The sequence below is a fragment of the Flavonifractor hominis genome (genome assembly GCF_040095835.1).
In the GTDB taxonomy this organism is placed as follows: domain Bacteria; phylum Bacillota; class Clostridia; order Oscillospirales; family Oscillospiraceae; genus Flavonifractor; species Flavonifractor hominis.
In genome coordinates this window covers 564,235-582,189 of record NZ_JBBMFT010000001.1, presented here as the reverse complement: position 1 = coordinate 582,189, position 17,955 = coordinate 564,235, and the positions used below count along the sequence as shown (strand labels likewise).

Here is a 17,955-nt window from a genome sequence, read left to right as displayed (position 1 = left end):
GGCGTGACCTTTCCGCCCGGGGGCGTTTAATCGGAAGGTAGTTTAATCGGACCATGAAGTATTATCAGCACTTGACGGTGGAGGAGCAGACACATCTGTTTTGGCGGACTCCGTCGCCGTTTGACAAGCAGACGCCCAGAGAACGGCTGCGCCGGGCGGTGGGTGGGTTGCTCTATACACCCGGTTCCCGGACCGATGGGGCAGACATTGTTCTGGAGCAGCGGGTTCCTCTGCTGACGTCCATGGCCTTTTGTCTGGAGGATGCGGTAGGCGACTGCGCCCGGCGGGCGGCGGAGGAGAACACCGTGCGTCAGTTGGAGCGGTTGTGTGCGGCCTCAGAACAGGGGCAGCTGCCACCGGAAAAACTGCCCTTACTCTTTGTGCGGGTAAAGGATCTGGCCATGCTGGAGCGACTGGGGGACGCCTTTGCCCGGCTGAGCCCGGTGCTCACCGGCGTGATCCTGCCCAAAGTCACGGCCGATGGCCTGGAGGGGCTGCTCCAATGCGTGGAGAGCATCGCTGCCCGGGCCGTCCAGCCCTTTTATGCCATGCCTATCCTGGAGTCGGAGGAGCTGATGGATTCCCAAGATCGGTTGGCCCTGCTGCGGCGGATGCGGGAGAGTACCGAGGCGCACTATGACCGCATCCTCAATATCCGCGTCGGTGCCACCGACCTGTGCGGCCTGCTGGGGGTCCGGCGGGAAGTGGATACCCCGGTCTATGAAGTGCTCCCTGTGGCTCAGGTTCTGGCGGACGGGGTGCGGGTCTTTGGCCTGGGGGACCGTTATACCCTCAGCGCCCCGGTGTGGGAATATTACGGCCCGGCCGGCAGCGCCGAGCGGATTGGACTGGAGCGGGAGCTGGCACTGGACCGGCAGAACGGTTTTCTGGGCAAGACCTGCGTCCATCCCGCTCAGCTTCCGGCGGTGCAGGCCGCCTGCGCCGTACCCCGGGAGCTGTGGGAGGATGCCCGGTCCATCCTGGCGGAGGAGGCTCCGGAGCGGGGCGTGTTGGCCGGGACCCGGCGCAACAAGATGAACGAGCGTAAACCTCATGCCGTCTGGGCGGAGAAAATACTGGCCCAGGCTGAGGTCTACGGTGTACTGCGGGAGGGTGTGTCCAGGGCCGCGCTGGCCGCCGCGCTGGAAGGGGCGGTGACTGGTGACTGAGTATACCTTTCCACAGGTCCTGGATTTGAAGCTGGAGCTGGAGCCAGCCCGGTTCGGCCTGATGCCGGAGGATCTGTTTGCCCTGGCGGTACGGAAAAATCCAAAGCGCAGTTTCCTCTTTGTCAGCCGGGTGCTGGGCAAGCACCTGCCCATCCGGCCCCAGGTACTTCCAGCGGCAGGAAAGCTGCTGGCTCTGGCCTGTTCCGGCGGCGGGGAATGGGAGCGCTGGGCCGGTGTGGTCCGGGGGACCGACCGGACGGACTTTCCCACCCTGATGGAGGCCCTGGCGACTTCACGTGTGGTTCTGCCGCCGGAGGAGCGCACCCTGTTCGTCGGCTTTGCCGAGACGGCCACCGGCCTTGCCCGGGCGGTGGCGGCCTGTTATGACGGGGCGTGGGACTACCTCAGCACCACCCGCCTGCCCTTGGATGGGTGGGACACGGTATATTTTGAAGAGTCCCACTCCCACGCCAGGACCCATCTGCTCCACGTGGCGCCCGGACTGGGCGAGCGGGCGGGGTGGACCCGGGCGGTGCTGGTGGATGATGAGCTTACCACCGGCAATACGGCGCTGAAGCTGGTGGAGGCCCTCCACCGCCGCTTTGGCATCCGGCGTTTTACCCTGCTGACTCTGCTGGACTGGACCGACGAGGCCAACCGTGAGGAATTGGCCCGGCGGTTGGGGGTGGAGATCGAGCTGGTCAGCCTGCTCCACGGCCGGATTGTGGGGGAGAAGCGTGGGACGCTGCCCCCCTTTGCTCTGGACGACTGCCGGGAATGGCCAGGTACTCCCATAGCTCCGCAAACGCTGGAACGGGGCGGGAGCATGGGGCGCACCTTGCTCACCCCCAGGGACCAGGCGGAATGCGAAGCCTTCTGCCGCCGGGTGGCCCGGAGCCTGGGGCCGGCAGGGGAGGATACCCTGTTTCTGGGTACGGGGGAGCTCATTTATGAGCCTGCCCTCATCGCCGGCTACTGCGGCGCCAGCGCCTTCCACTCCACCACGCAGAGCCCGGTCTATCCACTGACCGGTTCGGCGGTCACCTGCGGGGTGCAATTCCAGCCCCCGGACGGATACAGCGCCGCCGGGTACATCTACAATGTTCCTCAGGGGCGCTACCGAAGGGTGGTGCTCTTGGCGGAGCAGGCGAGTTTCCGCGCCCAGGGCGCCCAACAGCTGATGGGTTGGCTGGCCGGGCGTGGTATGGAACAGCAGGAGGTGGTGCTGTTGTGAAGCCGTTGGATCCGCCCGGCAGCTTTGACCCGGCAGACGTGACCCTTCTGCTCCAGGATGTAACAGGCCGGGTGGCCGAGCGGCCCACGGATTGCCGGGAGCGGGAGATCCAGGCCGGGCGGCACTACTCGGAGGATCTGCCCATCGAGCAGGTCCCAAGCCCGGCGTATATGCAGGTATTTGACCAGCTGATGCAGACCCAGGTGCCCCGGGTGGCGGAGTACACCGGGGTACTGACCCGTCTGGTGCTGGAGCGCTTCCGGCAGCCGGTGCTGGTATCCCTGGTGCGGGCCGGCACGCCCTGCGGGGCGCTCATGACCCGCTATGCCCGGCTGCGGTTGGGTATAGAGGTGCCCCATTACGGGGTGAGCATCATCCGGGGCAAGGGCTTTGACGCCAATGCCATCTCCTATATCCTCGCCCGGCATCCGGGACAGACCTTGGTGTTTGTGGACGGCTGGACGGGAAAGGGAATGATCACCCGGCAGCTGCGGGAGTCCTGTGACGCCTACAATGCCGGGCACGGCGGGGCCATCGCCCCCATCCTGGCGGTGCTGGCCGACCCGGCCCATTCCACCGATCTCTATGCCACCCGGGAGGATTTCATCAATCCATCCTGCTGTCTCAACTCTACCATCTGCGGACTCATCAGCCGGACCGTACACAACACCGCGCTGGTGGGACCGGAGGATTTTCACGGGGTACGGGTCTACCGGGAGTTTGCCCCCCTGGACCAGACAGCGCGGTATCTGGATGCGGTCACGGCGCAGTTTGTACCGCAGGAAGGGGCGATCTTATCCCGCCTTGCAGCGCTGGAGCGGGAGGACCGCACGCCCGACTGGCGAGGTATGACGGCGGTGGAGCGCATTGGAGTACACTTCGGGATCTCCGATATCAACCGCATCAAGCCCAGCATCGGCGAAACCACCCGGGTGCTTCTGCGTCGGGTGCCTGACCGGGTGCTGGTGCGGGAGGCGAATCATCCGGATACCGCTCATATCCTCTTGTTGGCCCGGGAGCGGGGGGTTCCGGTGGAGGTCTATCCCGATATGCCCTACCTGTGCTGTGGGCTTATCGCCGACCGGCGGGGAGGGACGGAATGATCTTTACTGCCGATCTGGACCGCACGCTGATTTTTTCCCGGGGCCGCCTGACCGAGTCTCCGGCGGTGGTCCCCGCCGAGTACCGCCTGGGAGAGCCCTACGGGTTTATGACGCCCGGGGCGCTTGCCGCCCTGCGGCAGCTGCAAAAAAAGGTGCTGTTTCTTCCCAACACCATGCGGGGAGTGGAGCAGGCCAGACGGGTGGTTTTTGTAGGGGATGGAAGCTGCCCCTATCTGGCGGCCCAGAACGGCTTGTATCTGCTGTACAACGGTGAGCTGGACCGGGAGTGGAGCCGCCGGGTGGCCGCCGTGGTACATGGCCTGCCTCTGTCGCTGAGCGATGGGGTGGGGCGGGTGCTGTCCGACTTGCCCGGTATCCAGTGCCTGTCCAAGCAGTACGAATATCTGGCGGTCTTTTTTGTAGAGGCGGACGCCTTCGACGACCAGGTCTGCGGTCAGCTGGCAGAGGAACTGGCCGGTTCAGGCTGGAGTCTGGTCCGCCAGCGCAAAAAACTCTATCTCTTTCCGGCGGCCATCGACAAAGGTGCGGTACTGGCCTATGTCATGGAGCGGGAGGGAGACGATCATACCGTGGGCTTTGGGGATTCGGGCTTTGATCTGCCCATGCTCCGGGTCTGCGAAACGGCCTGGTCTTTGGCGGGCTGTGAACTGGAGGGCGGGGAGTGGGGCTTTCCCATCCGCTTTTCCCACGCGCCGGCCCAGGCCGGTACGGAAGAGGTCCTGACGGACCTGCTGCACGCACTTTGAATCTATCTGTGACAGGAGAAATGATCCATGCTGAAACGACATGAAATCCCCGCTCTGACGGATGAGCAGGCGGAAGAAAGCCGGAAGAAACACGGCTCCAACGCCCTCACGCCGCCGGAGCAGACCTCCTTCTGGAAGGAACTCTGGGAGACCTTCCGGGGAGACGCGCTCATCCGCATCCTGACGGTGGCCCTGGCCATCACGGTGGTATTTGCCATCGTGGGGGTGGGGGACTGGCTGGAGGCTGTGGGCATTGCCATCGCGGTGGTCCTGGCTACCACCGTGTCCACTTACAGCGAGTATTCCAACAACCAGCTCTTCCAGAAGCTGCAGGACGAGTATTCCAAGATCCTGTGTAAGGTGTTCCGCAAGCGGGACGGCGTGGTCCAGATCTGTGATTTGAAGATCGACGACATCGTCACCGGCGATTTTGTTCTGCTGCAGGCGGGCGACAAGGTATGCGCCGACGGCGTGCTGGTGGAAGGCGAGCTGAAAGTGAACCAGGCCAGCCTCAACGGTGAGAGCGAGGAGGCCCCCAAAAAGGCGGCGCCCGACGACTATGTCTATGATGGGGATAAAGTGGACTTCCTGGACAAGCACAAGGTCTACCGCGGCGCGGTGGTCACCAGCGGAGAGGCCGTCATGCAGGTCAAGTGCGTGGGCGACCAGTCCCAGTTCGGCAAGCTGGCCCAGGAGCTCAAGGACGACGAGGAGCGAGAATCTCCCCTCAAGGTCAAGCTGGGCAAGGTGGCCGATGTCATTTCCAGATTTGGCTATATCGGCGGTACCCTCATCGCCGTGGCCTTTATGATCAACTGTGCCTTCTTCAATCCTACTTTGTTGGAGGGGGCCACAAGCTACTTCTCCATGCCCAACCTGATGCAGATCCTGTCCGATCTGGTGCACTCCATCACTCTGGCGGTGGTGGTCATCGTGGTGGCGGTACCTGAGGGCCTGCCCATGATGATTGCGCTGGTCTCCGGACTGAACATGAAAAAGCTGCTCAAGGACAACATCCTCATCCGCAAGATCGACGGCGCCGAGACCGCCGGCAGCCTCAATATCCTCTTTTCCGATAAGACGGGCACCATCACCAAGGGTGCGCTTCAGGTGGTGGACTTTGTCTCTGCGGAGAACCGCGACTATCAGAGCTTCCAGGACGTGCCCGAAGCCCTGCGGGAGATGCTGCTCATCAACATTTGCGGCAATACCAATGCCGTAGCGCTTGTAAACAACGGCAAGCTCCAGGTCACCGGCGGCAACGCCACCGAGCGGGCCCTGCATGAGTTTGTGGGTCCGGAAGGTACCCTGGCCTACGAAGCCTATAAGCTGGAATGCGGCGAGACGCTGATGTTCAACAGCGCCAACAAGTATTCCGCCAGTGAGATCAAGGGCAAGCTGGACCGGGCCATCATCAAGGGCGCGCCGGAGAAGCTGCTGGCCTACTGCACCCACTACTACGGCGAAGACCTGCAGGTCCACCCCATGACAGAGGCTGTCCGAGCCGCGCTGGAGGAGCGTATGGCTGTCCTGTCTGAGAAGGCCATGCGTGTCCTGGCCTTTGCTACCTCGGACAACCGCATTGGTGAGCATCTGCTCCAGGACATGACTTTTGTGGGCCTGGTGGGCATCCGTGACGAGCTGCGGCCCGAGGCGGTGCAGGCCATCCGCACCGCCAAACGGGCGGGCATCCAGGTGGTCATGGTCACCGGCGACAAGAAGGAGACTGCCGCCGCCATCGCCCGGGACGCCAAGCTCATTGAGTCGGAGGACGATCTGGTGCTCACCAGTGACGATCTGGCAGCCCTGTCCGATGAGGAGCTCAAGCAGCGCCTGCCCCGCCTGCGGGTGGTGGCCCGGGCCCTGCCCACCGACAAGAGCCGGCTGGTCCGGGTGTCCCAGGAAATGAACCTGGTGGTGGGCATGACGGGCGACGGCGTCAATGACGCTCCCGCCCTCAAGAAGGCCGACGTGGGCTTTGCCATGGGCTCGGGCACCGAGGTGTCCAAGGAGGCCGCCGAGATCACCATCCTGGATGACAACTTCAACTCTCTGGTTAAGACGGTGCTCTATGGCCGCACCATTTACAACAACATCCGCAAGTTTATTGTATTCCAGCTTACCATCAACATCAGTGCGGTACTTATCGCCTTTATCGGTCCCTTTACCGGCATGGGCACTCCGTTGTCGGTAACTCAGATGCTGTGGGTCAACATCGTGATGGACACCCTGGCGGCCCTGGCGCTGGGCGGTGAGCCGGCTCTGGACCGCTACATGGATGAGAAGCCCAAGCGCCGGGACGAGTCCATTGTCAGCAAGGATATGTGGTCGTCTCTGCTCACCATGGGCATCTATCTGACGGCGGCCAGCCTTCTCTTCCTGGAGCATCCCTTCTTCCAGAGCTTGTTCCGTGCAGAGGGCGAGCTGGTGTTCGGTACCCGTGATATCTACTTTATGACGGGCTTCTTCTGCTTCTATGTCCTGTCCGCCATGCTCAACGGCTTCAATGCCCGTACCGAAAAGATCAATATCTTTGACAACATCGGCGGCAATAAGATGTTCCTGTACATTATGGCCCTGATCGCCGGAGTACAGGTGCTCATGACCTTTGTGGGCGGCCCCATTCTGCGTACGGCTCCTCTCACCCTGAGCGAGTGGGGCTGGGTGGTCCTCTTCTCCCTGATCGTGCTGCCGGTGGGTACTCTGCGCAAGCTGATTTTCCGCAGCCACAAGGACTGATTGCCCGTTGCACGTCGGAGTGGATTCGGCTATAATAACGTCTGCCAGACCAAGGAGAAGGAAGGTACGATGTTATGGTAACGATGGCACAGCGCATTGAGGAATTGCGTACCCAGGCGGGCCTGGGCCGCGGCCCGGCGTCGGCCGCGCTTGGATTTCCCAAGAATGCCTTTGAAAAGTTTGAGACCGGCCGTCAGACACCGACCAAGGAGCAGCAGGAAAAGCTGGCCGACTACTTTGGGGTCTCTCTGCTGTATCTGCGGGGGGAGAGCAACGACCGCACCCGCCAGGGCGACTGGATGAGCGGCGCTTATGAGGAAGAGCCGGAGGAACCGCGGCCCGCTCCTGCACCGGTCAAAAAGCGCCGGAGCGAGTCCGCCCCTGAGGGAGCTACCATGCTGGATGCGTTGTTTGCAGGCCGGCAGGCCAGGGAGCAGCTTCGGTCCGTGGTAGAGGAGTTTTTAACCACACCCGAAGGGCAGGAACTCATTGCCAAGGCAGTTCGCCGGGAACTGACCAGACATAAATAAAAAGGAAAACACGTCTCCGTTGCCTTTAAGGGCGACGGAGACGTGTTTTTTATCCAAATCAAAGGTGGAGGGGTGGGGGCAAATAGGTGCTCCCACCGATGTTCACGGTTCCCGCGGATGTCTGACGGGCCTGGATTCGTTGGGCGTACAGCTTAAGGTGTTCCAATGTATCGATTGCCTGATACTGGGAACGAAGTCGGTCCTGAACGTAGGCAGGGAGAGCATTGAAATATTCTTCCGTCCTGGGGTCATGGCGGAAGAGCGCATACAGATCGGTGTAAGGCTGACGCATCTGATTCACCTCGGCTACAGGATGTGCCGAAGGGAAAAAAGCATGCACGGAAAAATACGTCAAAAACCCCAGGCGTTCTTCAGACGCAGCAGAGCGGGCATCATCTTCTCAGCGTCCACCCTTGTGTAGCCCAGAATGAGGGCAGGAGGCCGGCCGGCGGGCGGCGCGCTCAGGTCGTAAGCGGAGAGAGGAGCCACTCCTACACCAACGGCGGCAGCCCGATCCACCAGTTCCTGCTCCTGCCAGCGCCGGTCCATCCAGAGAAGCAGATGCAGCCCGGCGTCCCCGCCGGAAAAGGAACCAACAGCCGTCAAACCAGTGGTTTTTGCAGCGGCCAGCAGTGCCTCACGCCGGGCGCGGTAGCGCATGCGGGTACGGTTGAGGTGGCGCTCAAAATGGCCCCGCTCCATAAACCGGGCCAGTGCATATTGTTCAAAGGAGGGAACGGTAGAGGCATAGAACCAGAACTCCTGCCGCCAACGTGCCAGCAGGTGGGGAGGCAGTACCATATAGCTGACGCGCAGCGAGGGGGCCAGGGTCTTGGCAAAGGTATTGAGATAAATCACACGCTCTCCGACATCCAGGCTCTGCAGGGCGGGAATGGGACGGCCGGAGAAGCGGAACTCACTGTCGTAATCCTCTTCCACGATATAACGCTCCGGCCGCTCTGCGGCCCAGCGCAGCAGCGCCTGCCGGCGGGGGGCAGGCATGATGGTACCAAGGGGAAAGTGGTGGGAAGGGGTCACGTGGGCGATCTGAATGCGCTGCGCATCCAGCAGATCTACGTTTAGGCCATACTCATCCAACGGGATGGGACACACCTTAGCCCCACAGCTGGACAGAATACGATGGGTCTTGGCATAGCCCGGGTCCTCCACGCCGTAGGCGCCGGTCCGGCCCAGCAGCTGGACCAGAAAACCAAGTAAAGTTTCCGACCCGGCCCCCACCACAATCTGCTCCGGATCGGCCCGAATGCCGCGGAAACGATACAGGTGCTGGGCAATGGCCTGCCGTAATTCCGGTATACCCTGGGGGTGGGAGGAGGCCAGCAGGGTGTCCTCCTGCTGCGAAAGGACCTCCCGCATGAGCTTAGCCCAGGTGGCAAAGGGAAACAGACTGGTGTCCACGCCGCTGGTGGAGAAATCATAATCAAAGCGGGGCCGCACGGGAGCTGCGGCCAGTGGGGGCAGAGGAACAGCGGGGGGCGGCGCCTCCTGTACGGCCTGAACAAAGAAGCCGCGCTTTGGTTCGGAGCGCAGATACCCCTCGGCCAGCAGCTGGCCATAGGCACCCTCCACGGTCACCACGCTGATCTTCAGATGAGCAGCCAGGGTGCGCTTGGAGGGCAGGCGCTCCCCGGCTTTGAGCCGGCCGGTTTCGATCTCGCTCCGGATATGACGATAGAGCTGTTCGTAGAGCGGCCGGGAACTGCCGGCGTCCAGAATTGGGGTCAGCATGGTCACACCTCCCATTGAAGTAAGCGTTGCCGTTGGAAAAAGGAGAAGGGCAAAGTCCATCGAAACCCGTCCCACGATAAAAAATATAGGGACCAGCCCACCGGTATGAATCGTTCCGTCTCGGACATACTGAACACAGACTTCACGTATGGGGAGGCGGCGGATATGCAGGGGAAGGTCGAGATCTGCGGCGTCAACACATCCAAGTTAAAGGTCCTTAAAAATGAAGAGACCATGGAGCTGTTACGCCGCACCAAGCAGGGGGATATGGCCGCCCGGGAAGCCCTGATTGCCGGCAACCTCAGACTGGTACTCTCAGTGCTCCAGAAGTTTTCCAACCGGGGCGAGAATGTGGATGATCTGTTCCAGGTGGGATGCATCGGACTGATCAAAGCCATTGACAACTTTAATACGGATCTGGATGTGCGTTTTTCTACCTACGGCGTGCCTATGATCGTAGGAGAGATCCGACGCTATCTTCGGGACAACTCTTCCATGCGGGTGTCACGCTCCATGCGGGATACTGCTTACAAGGTTTTGCAGACCAAAGAGAAATTTATGAGTGAACACCAGCGGGAGCCTAGCATTGAGGAAATTGCCGGCTTGCTGGATCTCAAGCGGGAAGACGTGGTGTTTGCTCTGGATGCCATTGTGGACCCGGTGTCTCTCTATGAGCCGGTGTATTCCGATGGAGGGGACACCATCTGTGTTATGGATCAGGTAAAAGACTCCAAAAATACCGATGACAGCTGGTTGGAGCACATTGCACTGAAAGAAGCCATGAACCGGCTTTCCGAGCGGGAACGGCATATTCTGAATCTGCGTTTTTTTGAAGGAAAAACGCAGATGGAGGTATCAGCCGAAGTAGGGATCTCTCAGGCCCAGGTATCACGCCTTGAGAAAAATGCCATCAATCAGATCAAGAAGAGCCTCTGATCAATGCGAGTGCTGGATACCGCCCCTGCTACAGGGCGGTATCCAGCAGATCAGTCTGTTCCGGATGCCGGGAAAACCATGCCACAGCATAGGGACAGGTGGGATGGGCCTTCAGACCGCGGGTACGGATCTGACCGACTGCCGCAGCCATCAGCTGTCCGGCGACAGATTGTCCCCGCAGCGCGGGAGCCACGAATGTGTGGTCGATCTGTGCAACACCGCCGGCGTCGGGGAATGTGATTTCGGCTAGCAGCGTTCCGTCGGGCGCGCAGGCGTATATACGCCCTGGTGTATGCGTAAACTCCATATCGATCACCTCAACTGAAGTATAACCGGGATCATACAGAAAGACAAGCATCAAAACACAGGCGGCCCTGGACAGCCTCTGCTCAAATGGCAGAGGCTGTTTTTTTTGCCCGCCTTGACAGCAGGCTTATAATAAAGAGTAATATAATTCGTATACGTATTATTGGAGGAACCGACATGAAAGTGCGGCATTATTTACTGACAGAGTTCTGCACCGGTGTGTCCGGTACAGAAAGAGGGCGTGTGTGATGCAGCAGACACAGATCCGCAGTACCATCCGGCGCAGCCTTTTGCTGTGTGTGGGGTTGTTCATCATGGCCTTCGGTGTGGCCTTTTCCATTAAGGCGGGACTGGGTACCTCGCCAATTTCCAGCCTGCCCTATGTAGTGAGCCAGTTCACCCCGCTCAGTGTGGGTACTGCAACCATCGTGATGCATATTGTGCTCATCTTGCTGCAGATTTTGCTGCTGCGGCGGCAATATGACCCGGTCCAGTTGCTCCAGCTGCCGGTGGCGCTGGTGTTCGGAGTACTTACCGATTTCAGCGTGTGGGCCCTGCGGGGGATCACAGTCGGGACCTATCCCGCGCAGTGGCTGCTGTGCGTGGTGGGAATCTTGCTGGTCGGGATAGGGGTCAGCTTTGAAGTGACAGCCAATGTGGTTACGTTAGCGGGCGAAGGTATGGTATTGGCCGTCTGCAAGGCCTTCCGGGTAAAGTTTGCCAACGCCAAAGTGGGCTTTGACGTGACGCTGGTCCTCATCGCCTGCCTGCTTTCTTTGGTATTTCTACATCAGCTGTCCGGCGTGCGGGAGGGCACTGTGGCGGCAGCCATTTTTGTGGGCCTGACTGCAAAGCAGGTCAACCGCCCCATGAAGCGCTTTGCTCAGCGCTATTTGCTTTGAGCCCTGCTGCCGCAGTGCCCTGATCAATCTTTTGTGTACCGGTATCATCAGGGAATAGAACTGCGCTGTGCGGAGCACGCGGCCAAGAACAAAGGATCTGTCCGGATAACGGGACAGATCCTTTGTTATGCTGGGGCGCAGAAAGAAGATGGCTTGTGCAGTCCTTGCTGGGGTATTTGTCCGGATTTTGCCATGGACTATTTTTCAAAAACAAATATTAGTGGTATAGTAAGGGAGGAAGATCCCGGAGCCAAAGGAGTGGTGTGGTCATGGCCCGTGCCCCGTACCAGAAGCTGAAGATTTTGTACATCATGGAGTATTTGCTGCACAATTCGGATGAAGCACACCCCGTGACGGTGGCGCAGCTCATTCAGGAACTGGACCGCCATGGTATTTCTGCTGAGCGCAAGAGCATCTATGACGATCTGGAGGCCCTGCGGAATTTTGGTATGGACATCCTGCAGGCTGGTTCCGGGCGGAACAGCGGCTGGTATGCGGCCCGGCGGGAGTTCGAACTGCCCGAGCTGAAGCTGCTGGTGGACAGTGTCCAATCCTCGAAATTTATTACACAGAAAAAGACCGTGAGCCTGATCAAAAAAATTGAGGCTCTGGCCAGCATCTATGAAGCACAGCAGCTCAACCGGCAGGTCTATGTCAAAAATCGGGTCAAGACCATGAATGAGTCCATTTATTACAACGTCGATGAGATCCACCGTGGTATCGGGGAAAATCGAAAGATCCGCTTTCATTACTTTGAGTACACCATGGAGAAAAAGCGGCAGTTTCGGCGCGGAGGGGAATGGTATGTCATCAGCCCCTATGCACTGACCTGGGATGACGAGAACTACTATCTGGTGGGGTTTGATACGCAGGCCGGTATCATCAAGCATTTCCGGGTGGACAAAATGGCTGACATCGGTGTCACTCAGCAGCCGCGGGATGGGCAGGAGGCCTATGCTGCGTTGGATATGGGACTATATGCCCGTCGGGTATTTGGGATGTTTACCGGGGAAATGGTGTCTGTCCGAATGCGCTTTGACCGGGAACTGGTGGGGGCGGTGTTGGACCGGCTGGGGCAGGATGTGTCTTTGGTACCGGAGGATACCGAGCACTTTACCGTCCAGACCGAAGTGGTGGTCAGTCCCCAGTTTTTTGCCTGGCTGTGCGGCTTTGGAGAGAAGGCAAGGGTACTTGGGCCGGAGCCGGTGGTGCAGGCCATGAAGGAGCATATCCATGCCATTTCCTCACTGTATGATTAAATAAGGGAAAGGAATAGCAAGGGCGGCCCGCAGCATATCGCTGCGGGCCGCCCTTGCTTTGGGAGCAAAAAACGCTCTCTGGTAAGAAATTGGAGTTATACGGCTGCCTCATCCCAATCCTTGCAGACGTCCAGCCAGCCGGAAGAGTGGGAATGGATCTCCAGCTCTTCCAGGGACAGATCCACCGCGCTCTGGCTGCTGCCGGCGGCGGGGTAGACATGTGTAAAACGCTTGAGGGAGCGATCCAGGTAGACGGTTACACCGGGGAGCGTAGCAAACGGACACACGCCGCCTGGAGCATGTCCAATGCAGGATTCTACCTGATTGGCGGGAATCATCTTGGCTTTTTCGTGGAAAAAAGCCTTGTATTTCGGATTGTCCACCTTGGCATCTCCCGCTGTAACGATCAGTACCGGAGCACCGCCCACCAAGAAGGACATGGTTTTTGCGATCTGACACGGTTGACAGCCCAGAGCTTGCGCTGCCTCTGCCACAGTGGCACTGGAGGCCTCGGGTACGATGATTCTGCTGCCAAGACCGACCTGCTCAAAGTATTCCTTGACCCGTTCCAAAGACATGTTGACACCTTCCCATCAGAGTTTTCCATCTTAGTATATACGATTGTCGACAGGAAGTAAAACAAAGAATGGTATCCCCTGTGCCCAGAGGGGTGCGGACACACCCGGAATTCATATGCGCTCTTGCAGCACTCAGATGGACGAAGGGGGAAAATGGAGCGGATCAGACAGAAGAAACGCCAGCAGTGCGTTTCGTTCGTTGGAGACGCGCCCGTCCAGCACGGCTTCCAGGCAGGTCTGCAGTGCAGTGCCCACGGCTTTGCCATGCAGGCCCAATGCGGTCAGATCCTTGCCATGGATAGCCAGATCTTTGCGGGAAAAGCAGGCTTTTTTCCGCAGTAGTTCATCCAATACCGCCTCTGCCTGCCGATATTGTTCCAAACGGTCGCGGCAGAGGATGGACTGGCCTATGGTATCGGCTTTATGCAGTTCAATCAGCTGGCGGACGCCTTCCGGTCCCAACTGATTGAGCAATCGGCAAACCGGTTTCGGTTCCGGCAGGATAGGCGTGTCATGGCGGCGGACAAGCGTCACGATACGGGTCCGGCTGGCGGTGTCACAGCGCAGGCGGGTGAGAATGGCGTCGGCCAGCTGAGCGCTCAGCGTCCCATGGCCGTAAAAATGTCCTGTGCCGTCCTCGGAGCAGGAAAAGCACTGCGGCTTTCCAATGTCATGAAATAAGGCCGCCCAGCGAAGTACGGGATCGGGCGGTACAGCGGATAAAACAGCCAGAGTATGCTCCCAGATGTCTTTGTCATGGTGGGGGTTATGTTGCTCAAAGCCAAACATGGGGGCCAGCTCGGGGATCGATACAGCGGCTACATCGGCAAAGATGCGAAGGACATGCTCTGCGTCCGGACCACAAAGAAGTCTGGTCCATTCAGAGTGAATGCGTTCCGGAGCTACAGCCTGCAGCAACGCACGGTTCCGGTGGATGGCCATGGCGGTGTCGGGAGCCAGCTGCATACGGAATATCGCAGCAAAACGAAGGCCGCGCAGAAGGCGCAGACCATCCTCCTGAAAGCGCTGGTCCGGATTTCCCACGCAGCGTACCATACCACAGACCAGATCTTCCTGCCCGCCATATAGATCTACAAGGCCGGTTCTGGGGTGATAGGCCATGGCATTTATGGTAAAGTCCCGGTGGGCCAGGTCTTCCTCCAGGCTTCCGGCAAATCCTGCCGGGCCGGGACCGCCGGTGCGGTAGGTGGTGATCTCAAGGGGCATGCCATCCAGGAGTACCGTTACAGTGCCATGTTTCCAGCCTGTTCGTATCACACGAGAGCTGACAAATACATTGGCTATTTCCCAGGGGCGGGCACTGGTGGCGATATCCCAGTCTTTTCCCGCGCCTAAGCCCAACAGCTGGTCACGGACCGCGCCGCCCACCAAAAACGCTTCAAAACCGGCGGCCTCCAGCAGAGACAGAGCGGTATTCACTTGTGGTGGAAGGTGGAACGGATTGGCCATAGTTTCCATCTCCTCATACAAAACGGGGGTGCTATCAGGCTGTGATGGCCGCATGGCGCGGATTGCTCAGGACATCCATCATAAGGGGATGCAGCGGATACCCATATTGTGCAAAGTGTGCCCGAGCGCGGTCGAGATTGGCCTGTGCGCCGTTATCCACACAGCGGTCAAAAAAATGATGCAGAGCCTGTCGGGCAGCTCCTCCGGGGAAAGGCGGTACTTTACGGTGGTGTGGAGCAGCAGCTGGAACACCTGCTGCAGACGCCATACATGGAGCCGGAGCCGTCCATCACCACCAGCGCATTTTCACCGCCGGTAAAATCCTCCAGGGCGCGCCAGGCGGCATCCATACTCTGCCGTTCACAAGGAGAGACCGTGTGCTGAGTAAAAAATGGGGCCACCAGATCATAAGGCGTGAGCGTGCCGGTGTGCAGAGTGGCCCGGAAAGGAACTTCTGGGCCGCTGCCTTTGCCGTTTAAACAGAAGGAGACCGGTCGGTGCTCTGGTCTGGGGCGGGCCGTTTTGAGAATTTGCACTCGGAGAGAAACAGCCCTGCCAGCGTCAGTACGGTCCCTACGCCGGTCATCCAGGTGAACGGTTCGTGCAGGATCAGTACCGAGGCAGTCACTGTGATAACAGGGACCATATAGATGTAAATACTGGTCTTGACCGGCCCCAGCTGTTTGACTGCAAAATTCCATGTGACAAAGCAGAGCGCCGAGGCACCCAACCCCAGAAAGACCATGTTCAGCAGGGAAACGGGATCGGCGAAGCGGGTCAGCTCCGGGTGAAAATCCAACAGAAACAGCGCTGGGATCATAAACAGAATGCCGTAGAAGAATGTCCGGCGGGTGGTCAGAACGGTGGGATAACCATATCCGCTGATGAGCCTGGTCAAAATGGAGTAAAAGGCCCATACAATGGCAGCCAGCAGGGCCAGTATGTCGCCTACGGGACTGAGGTGAAGGGTGGAACCGTTGAAGCTGATGAAAGCGATACCGACCATGGCTACCGCAAAACCGAGGAAGAAATGGATGCGCAGCGTTCCTTTTTCTTTGAGCAGAAAGTGGGACAAAATGGCGGTAAAGAAGGGTGCTATAGAGACGATCACACTGATGTTGGAGGCCATGGTGCTTGTCAAAGCAATATTTTCCAGTAAATAATAAAGGCAGACTCCGCACAGACCTGCGGCAGCAAGGGTGAGTTCTTGCTTAGGTGTGGTGTCTTTCAGACGCCGGGGAAAGACCACTACCAGGGCTAAAAAACCAATGACGAAACGAATAAACAGGATCTCCACAGGCTGAAAATGCACCAACAGAACCTTTGTGGAAATAAATGTGGTACCCCAGACAAGGATCGTAAACAGTGCGGCCAAATGGCCTGAGGCAGATGGATCCAAACGAACACTGTCTTTCCAGAAGGGTCCGTTCATAGCTTCAACCCCCTATACCGATTCAGACAGGCAAAAATCTCCTGCTTTCTGGGACGGGCCAGAAAATCCGTGCCGGCTCTACGCTCACACAGGGCTGCCAGGCCCTGCTGCTCCAACATACCATCCAGCGTATCTACCACCTGCTGCAGTGTGTGTGCTCCGTCCAACAGATGGCGCTGGGCATAAAGCAGGCAATAACCCAGAGCGGCCGTCTGCTCACGGTCGGTGAGCTGTTCCACGTATCGCAAATCAATGGTCTCATGCTGAAGGGATATCTCATCCCGACCCAGGACCTTGAGCTTGACCCGTTCGCTGCTGCGCAGATCCGCACAGGGCAGAGGGCGACGGTCAAAATCCGGGGCTTTGGCGGGGGGCAGAGGGTCGGGATCCATAGGAAAGGCCCTGGCTTCCTCTTTGGCAAAGATGGTGATTTCTCTGGGGACATACCGGTCCATCTGTATGATGTGGTCAGCTACGTGAAAATAGGACCCAGAACTGCCGGCTACCAAAATGGTAGAGATATCATAGTCCTCATAAAGCGCCCGGATCCGGTCGATCAGCGGTGTGATGGGTTCCATATCCCGGTGGATGACTCGCTGCATCAGCGCATCCCGGACCATAAAATTGGTCGCACTGGTATCCTCATCAATGAGCAGCAGGGAAGCGCCTGCCTCCATGCTCTCCACCACATTGGCTGCCTGTGAGGTGCTGCCGCTGGCATCCTGAGTTTCAAAATGGACAGTGTCCTTGCCGTTGGGCAGATCGCGGATGAACATAGAGATATCGGTCCGGTGGATGCTCCGGCCATCCTCGGCCCGAATCTTTACGGCGCTGTTGTCGGTGATCACATACTCCCGACCATCTCCGGCAATGTGATTGTATACGCCTCGTTCCAGTGCCTTGAGCAGGGTGGATTTGCCATGATAGCCGCCCCCCACAATCAGGGTGATGCCCTTGGGAATCCCCATGCCGGTGAGGCGCCCTCTGTGGGGCAGGTTCAAACATACAGAGCGTTCCGGAGGGGAGCGGAAGGGAACGGCGTCTTTCATGGGCAGGGAAGAGACGCCGGATGCCCGGGGGAGAATGCTGCCATCTGCAACAAAAGCGCACAGGCCCAGCTTGGGAAGCTGGTCCCGGATGTACTGCTGATCTTCCGCCAGGTCGGCCACGGCCTGAAGGCGTCCGGCATCCGAAGGGTGATAGAAAAGGGCGGACTCTATGCACCTGGGCAGCAGCTGGAAAAGAATTTTCTCCAGCTCGCGGGCGTTAATGGTCCGACCGTTGGCAGGAAAGCCCACCTCCAGGAGGAGCAGAATATCCCCACTGGCGGGATCGATCTGGCAGGCGGTCCGCTCCAGAACCTCCTGGCCGCAGCGGCTGATGGAGATCAGCCCGCTGTGGCCCGAACCTTTGGCCTGGAAGGAAGCTTGCTCCGCCTGTTGGCTGAAGCGACGGGTCAGTGCGTCCTGAAGGGCCACGCGCTGGCAGGCGGTTTGGTACAGAGTGTGTGGAAATCCCGCTTTTGTCCCGCGCACATGGACGCTCAGTTTGGACGCAGCGGCAAAGGGATCCCCCTGCACATGGTCAATGGAGAGCACATATCCCGGGAACTGATAGGAGCCCTTGGTATCTTTATAAGCCGGATAGCTTTTCCGGTCGATCCGCGTGAGCAGATTTTTTAGATCAGCTGCTGTCTGCATAGGTATCTTCCTCCCGCGTTGATTGGAACACAACGATTTTATTATAACTGGGTTTTCCAGCTTTTACAATGCGCAGGTTTT

At 59.0% G+C, this 17,955-nt stretch carries 16 protein-coding genes; 9 read left to right on the top strand and 7 right to left on the bottom strand.

Annotated elements, in window-relative coordinates; translation table 11 throughout:
- Positions 1 to 53 precede the first annotated feature (53 nt).
- From WMO45_RS02995 to WMO45_RS02970, 6 genes are all read left to right on the top strand, one after another.
- Positions 54 to 1,169: an HpcH/HpaI aldolase/citrate lyase family protein gene (locus tag WMO45_RS02995; protein ID WP_349139165.1), complete on the top strand. Its 1,116-nt coding sequence runs from the start codon at positions 54 to 56 to the stop codon at positions 1,167 to 1,169.
- Positions 1,162 to 2,403, top strand: coding sequence for a phosphoribosyltransferase domain-containing protein (locus WMO45_RS02990; RefSeq protein WP_349139164.1), 1,242 nt, complete (start codon positions 1,162 to 1,164; stop codon positions 2,401 to 2,403). The genes WMO45_RS02995 and WMO45_RS02990 overlap by 8 nt, the downstream gene beginning before the upstream one ends.
- Positions 2,400 to 3,506 carry a cysteine protease StiP family protein gene (locus WMO45_RS02985; RefSeq protein ID WP_349139163.1) on the top strand — a complete coding sequence of 369 codons (1,107 nt, stop codon included), beginning with the start codon at positions 2,400 to 2,402 and terminating at the stop codon, positions 3,504 to 3,506. Before WMO45_RS02990 ends, WMO45_RS02985 begins: the two co-directional genes overlap by 4 nt.
- Complete coding sequence (locus WMO45_RS02980; protein WP_349139162.1) at positions 3,503 to 4,273, top strand: HAD family hydrolase; 771 nt, start codon at positions 3,503 to 3,505, stop codon at positions 4,271 to 4,273. The genes WMO45_RS02985 and WMO45_RS02980 overlap by 4 nt, the downstream gene beginning before the upstream one ends.
- A 27-nt stretch (positions 4,274 to 4,300) precedes the next feature.
- A complete protein-coding gene (locus WMO45_RS02975) occupies positions 4,301 to 7,012 on the top strand; it encodes a calcium-translocating P-type ATPase, PMCA-type (RefSeq protein WP_349139161.1) in 2,712 nt (903 codons plus the stop codon).
- A 74-nt stretch (positions 7,013 to 7,086) separates the two neighbouring features.
- Positions 7,087 to 7,542 carry a helix-turn-helix domain-containing protein gene (locus tag WMO45_RS02970; protein WP_349139160.1) on the top strand — a complete coding sequence of 152 codons (456 nt, stop codon included), beginning with the start codon at positions 7,087 to 7,089 and terminating at the stop codon, positions 7,540 to 7,542.
- Positions 7,543 to 7,893: 351 nt separating this feature from the next.
- Here WMO45_RS02970 and pdxR read toward each other — a convergent pair whose 3' ends face one another.
- Positions 7,894 to 9,291: a MocR-like pyridoxine biosynthesis transcription factor PdxR gene (gene pdxR, locus WMO45_RS02965; protein WP_349139159.1), complete on the bottom strand. Its 1,398-nt coding sequence runs from the start codon at positions 9,289 to 9,291 to the stop codon at positions 7,894 to 7,896.
- 165 nt (positions 9,292 to 9,456) lie between these two features.
- On the opposite strand from pdxR, the gene sigG reads away from it, so the two are divergent.
- Positions 9,457 to 10,227 (top strand): RNA polymerase sporulation sigma factor SigG, encoded by a 771-nt coding sequence (gene sigG, locus WMO45_RS02960; RefSeq protein WP_349139158.1) that lies wholly within the window; start codon positions 9,457 to 9,459, stop codon positions 10,225 to 10,227.
- A 28-nt stretch (positions 10,228 to 10,255) separates the two neighbouring features.
- Here the strand turns inward: sigG and WMO45_RS02955 are convergent, their stop codons facing one another.
- Positions 10,256 to 10,534, bottom strand: coding sequence for a GNAT family N-acetyltransferase (locus WMO45_RS02955; protein WP_349139157.1), 279 nt, complete (start codon positions 10,532 to 10,534; stop codon positions 10,256 to 10,258).
- A gap of 247 nt (positions 10,535 to 10,781) precedes the next feature.
- Here WMO45_RS02955 and WMO45_RS02950 point away from each other — a divergent pair, with 247 nt between their 5' ends.
- Together WMO45_RS02950 and WMO45_RS02945 are read left to right on the top strand one after the other, a co-directional pair.
- Positions 10,782 to 11,435, top strand: coding sequence for a YczE/YyaS/YitT family protein (locus WMO45_RS02950; RefSeq protein WP_349139156.1), 654 nt, complete (start codon positions 10,782 to 10,784; stop codon positions 11,433 to 11,435).
- Positions 11,436 to 11,704: 269 nt separating this feature from the next.
- On the top strand, positions 11,705 to 12,694 hold the full coding sequence (locus WMO45_RS02945) for a helix-turn-helix transcriptional regulator (RefSeq protein ID WP_349139155.1): 990 nt from the start codon (positions 11,705 to 11,707) through the stop codon (positions 12,692 to 12,694).
- Positions 12,695 to 12,789: 95 nt separating this feature from the next.
- Here the strand turns inward: WMO45_RS02945 and WMO45_RS02940 are convergent, their stop codons facing one another.
- From WMO45_RS02940 to WMO45_RS02920, 5 genes are all read right to left on the bottom strand, one after another.
- On the bottom strand, positions 12,790 to 13,272 hold the full coding sequence (locus tag WMO45_RS02940) for a YbaK/EbsC family protein (RefSeq protein ID WP_349139154.1): 483 nt from the start codon (positions 13,270 to 13,272) through the stop codon (positions 12,790 to 12,792).
- A 132-nt stretch (positions 13,273 to 13,404) separates the two neighbouring features.
- Positions 13,405 to 14,742 carry a CCA tRNA nucleotidyltransferase gene (locus WMO45_RS02935; protein WP_349139153.1) on the bottom strand — a complete coding sequence of 446 codons (1,338 nt, stop codon included), beginning with the start codon at positions 14,740 to 14,742 and terminating at the stop codon, positions 13,405 to 13,407.
- Positions 14,743 to 14,963: 221 nt separating this feature from the next.
- Positions 14,964 to 15,092, bottom strand: coding sequence for a hypothetical protein (locus WMO45_RS02930; protein ID WP_349139152.1), 129 nt, complete (start codon positions 15,090 to 15,092; stop codon positions 14,964 to 14,966).
- Between the two features lie 125 nt (positions 15,093 to 15,217).
- The gene (locus WMO45_RS02925) at positions 15,218 to 16,174 is read right to left on the bottom strand and encodes a DMT family transporter (RefSeq protein WP_349139151.1); all 957 of its coding nucleotides are present in this window, start codon (positions 16,172 to 16,174) and stop codon (positions 15,218 to 15,220) included.
- Complete coding sequence (locus tag WMO45_RS02920) at positions 16,171 to 17,874, bottom strand: ABC-ATPase domain-containing protein (protein WP_349139150.1); 1,704 nt, start codon at positions 17,872 to 17,874, stop codon at positions 16,171 to 16,173. Before WMO45_RS02920 ends, WMO45_RS02925 begins: the two co-directional genes overlap by 4 nt.
- Positions 17,875 to 17,955 lie beyond the last annotated feature (81 nt).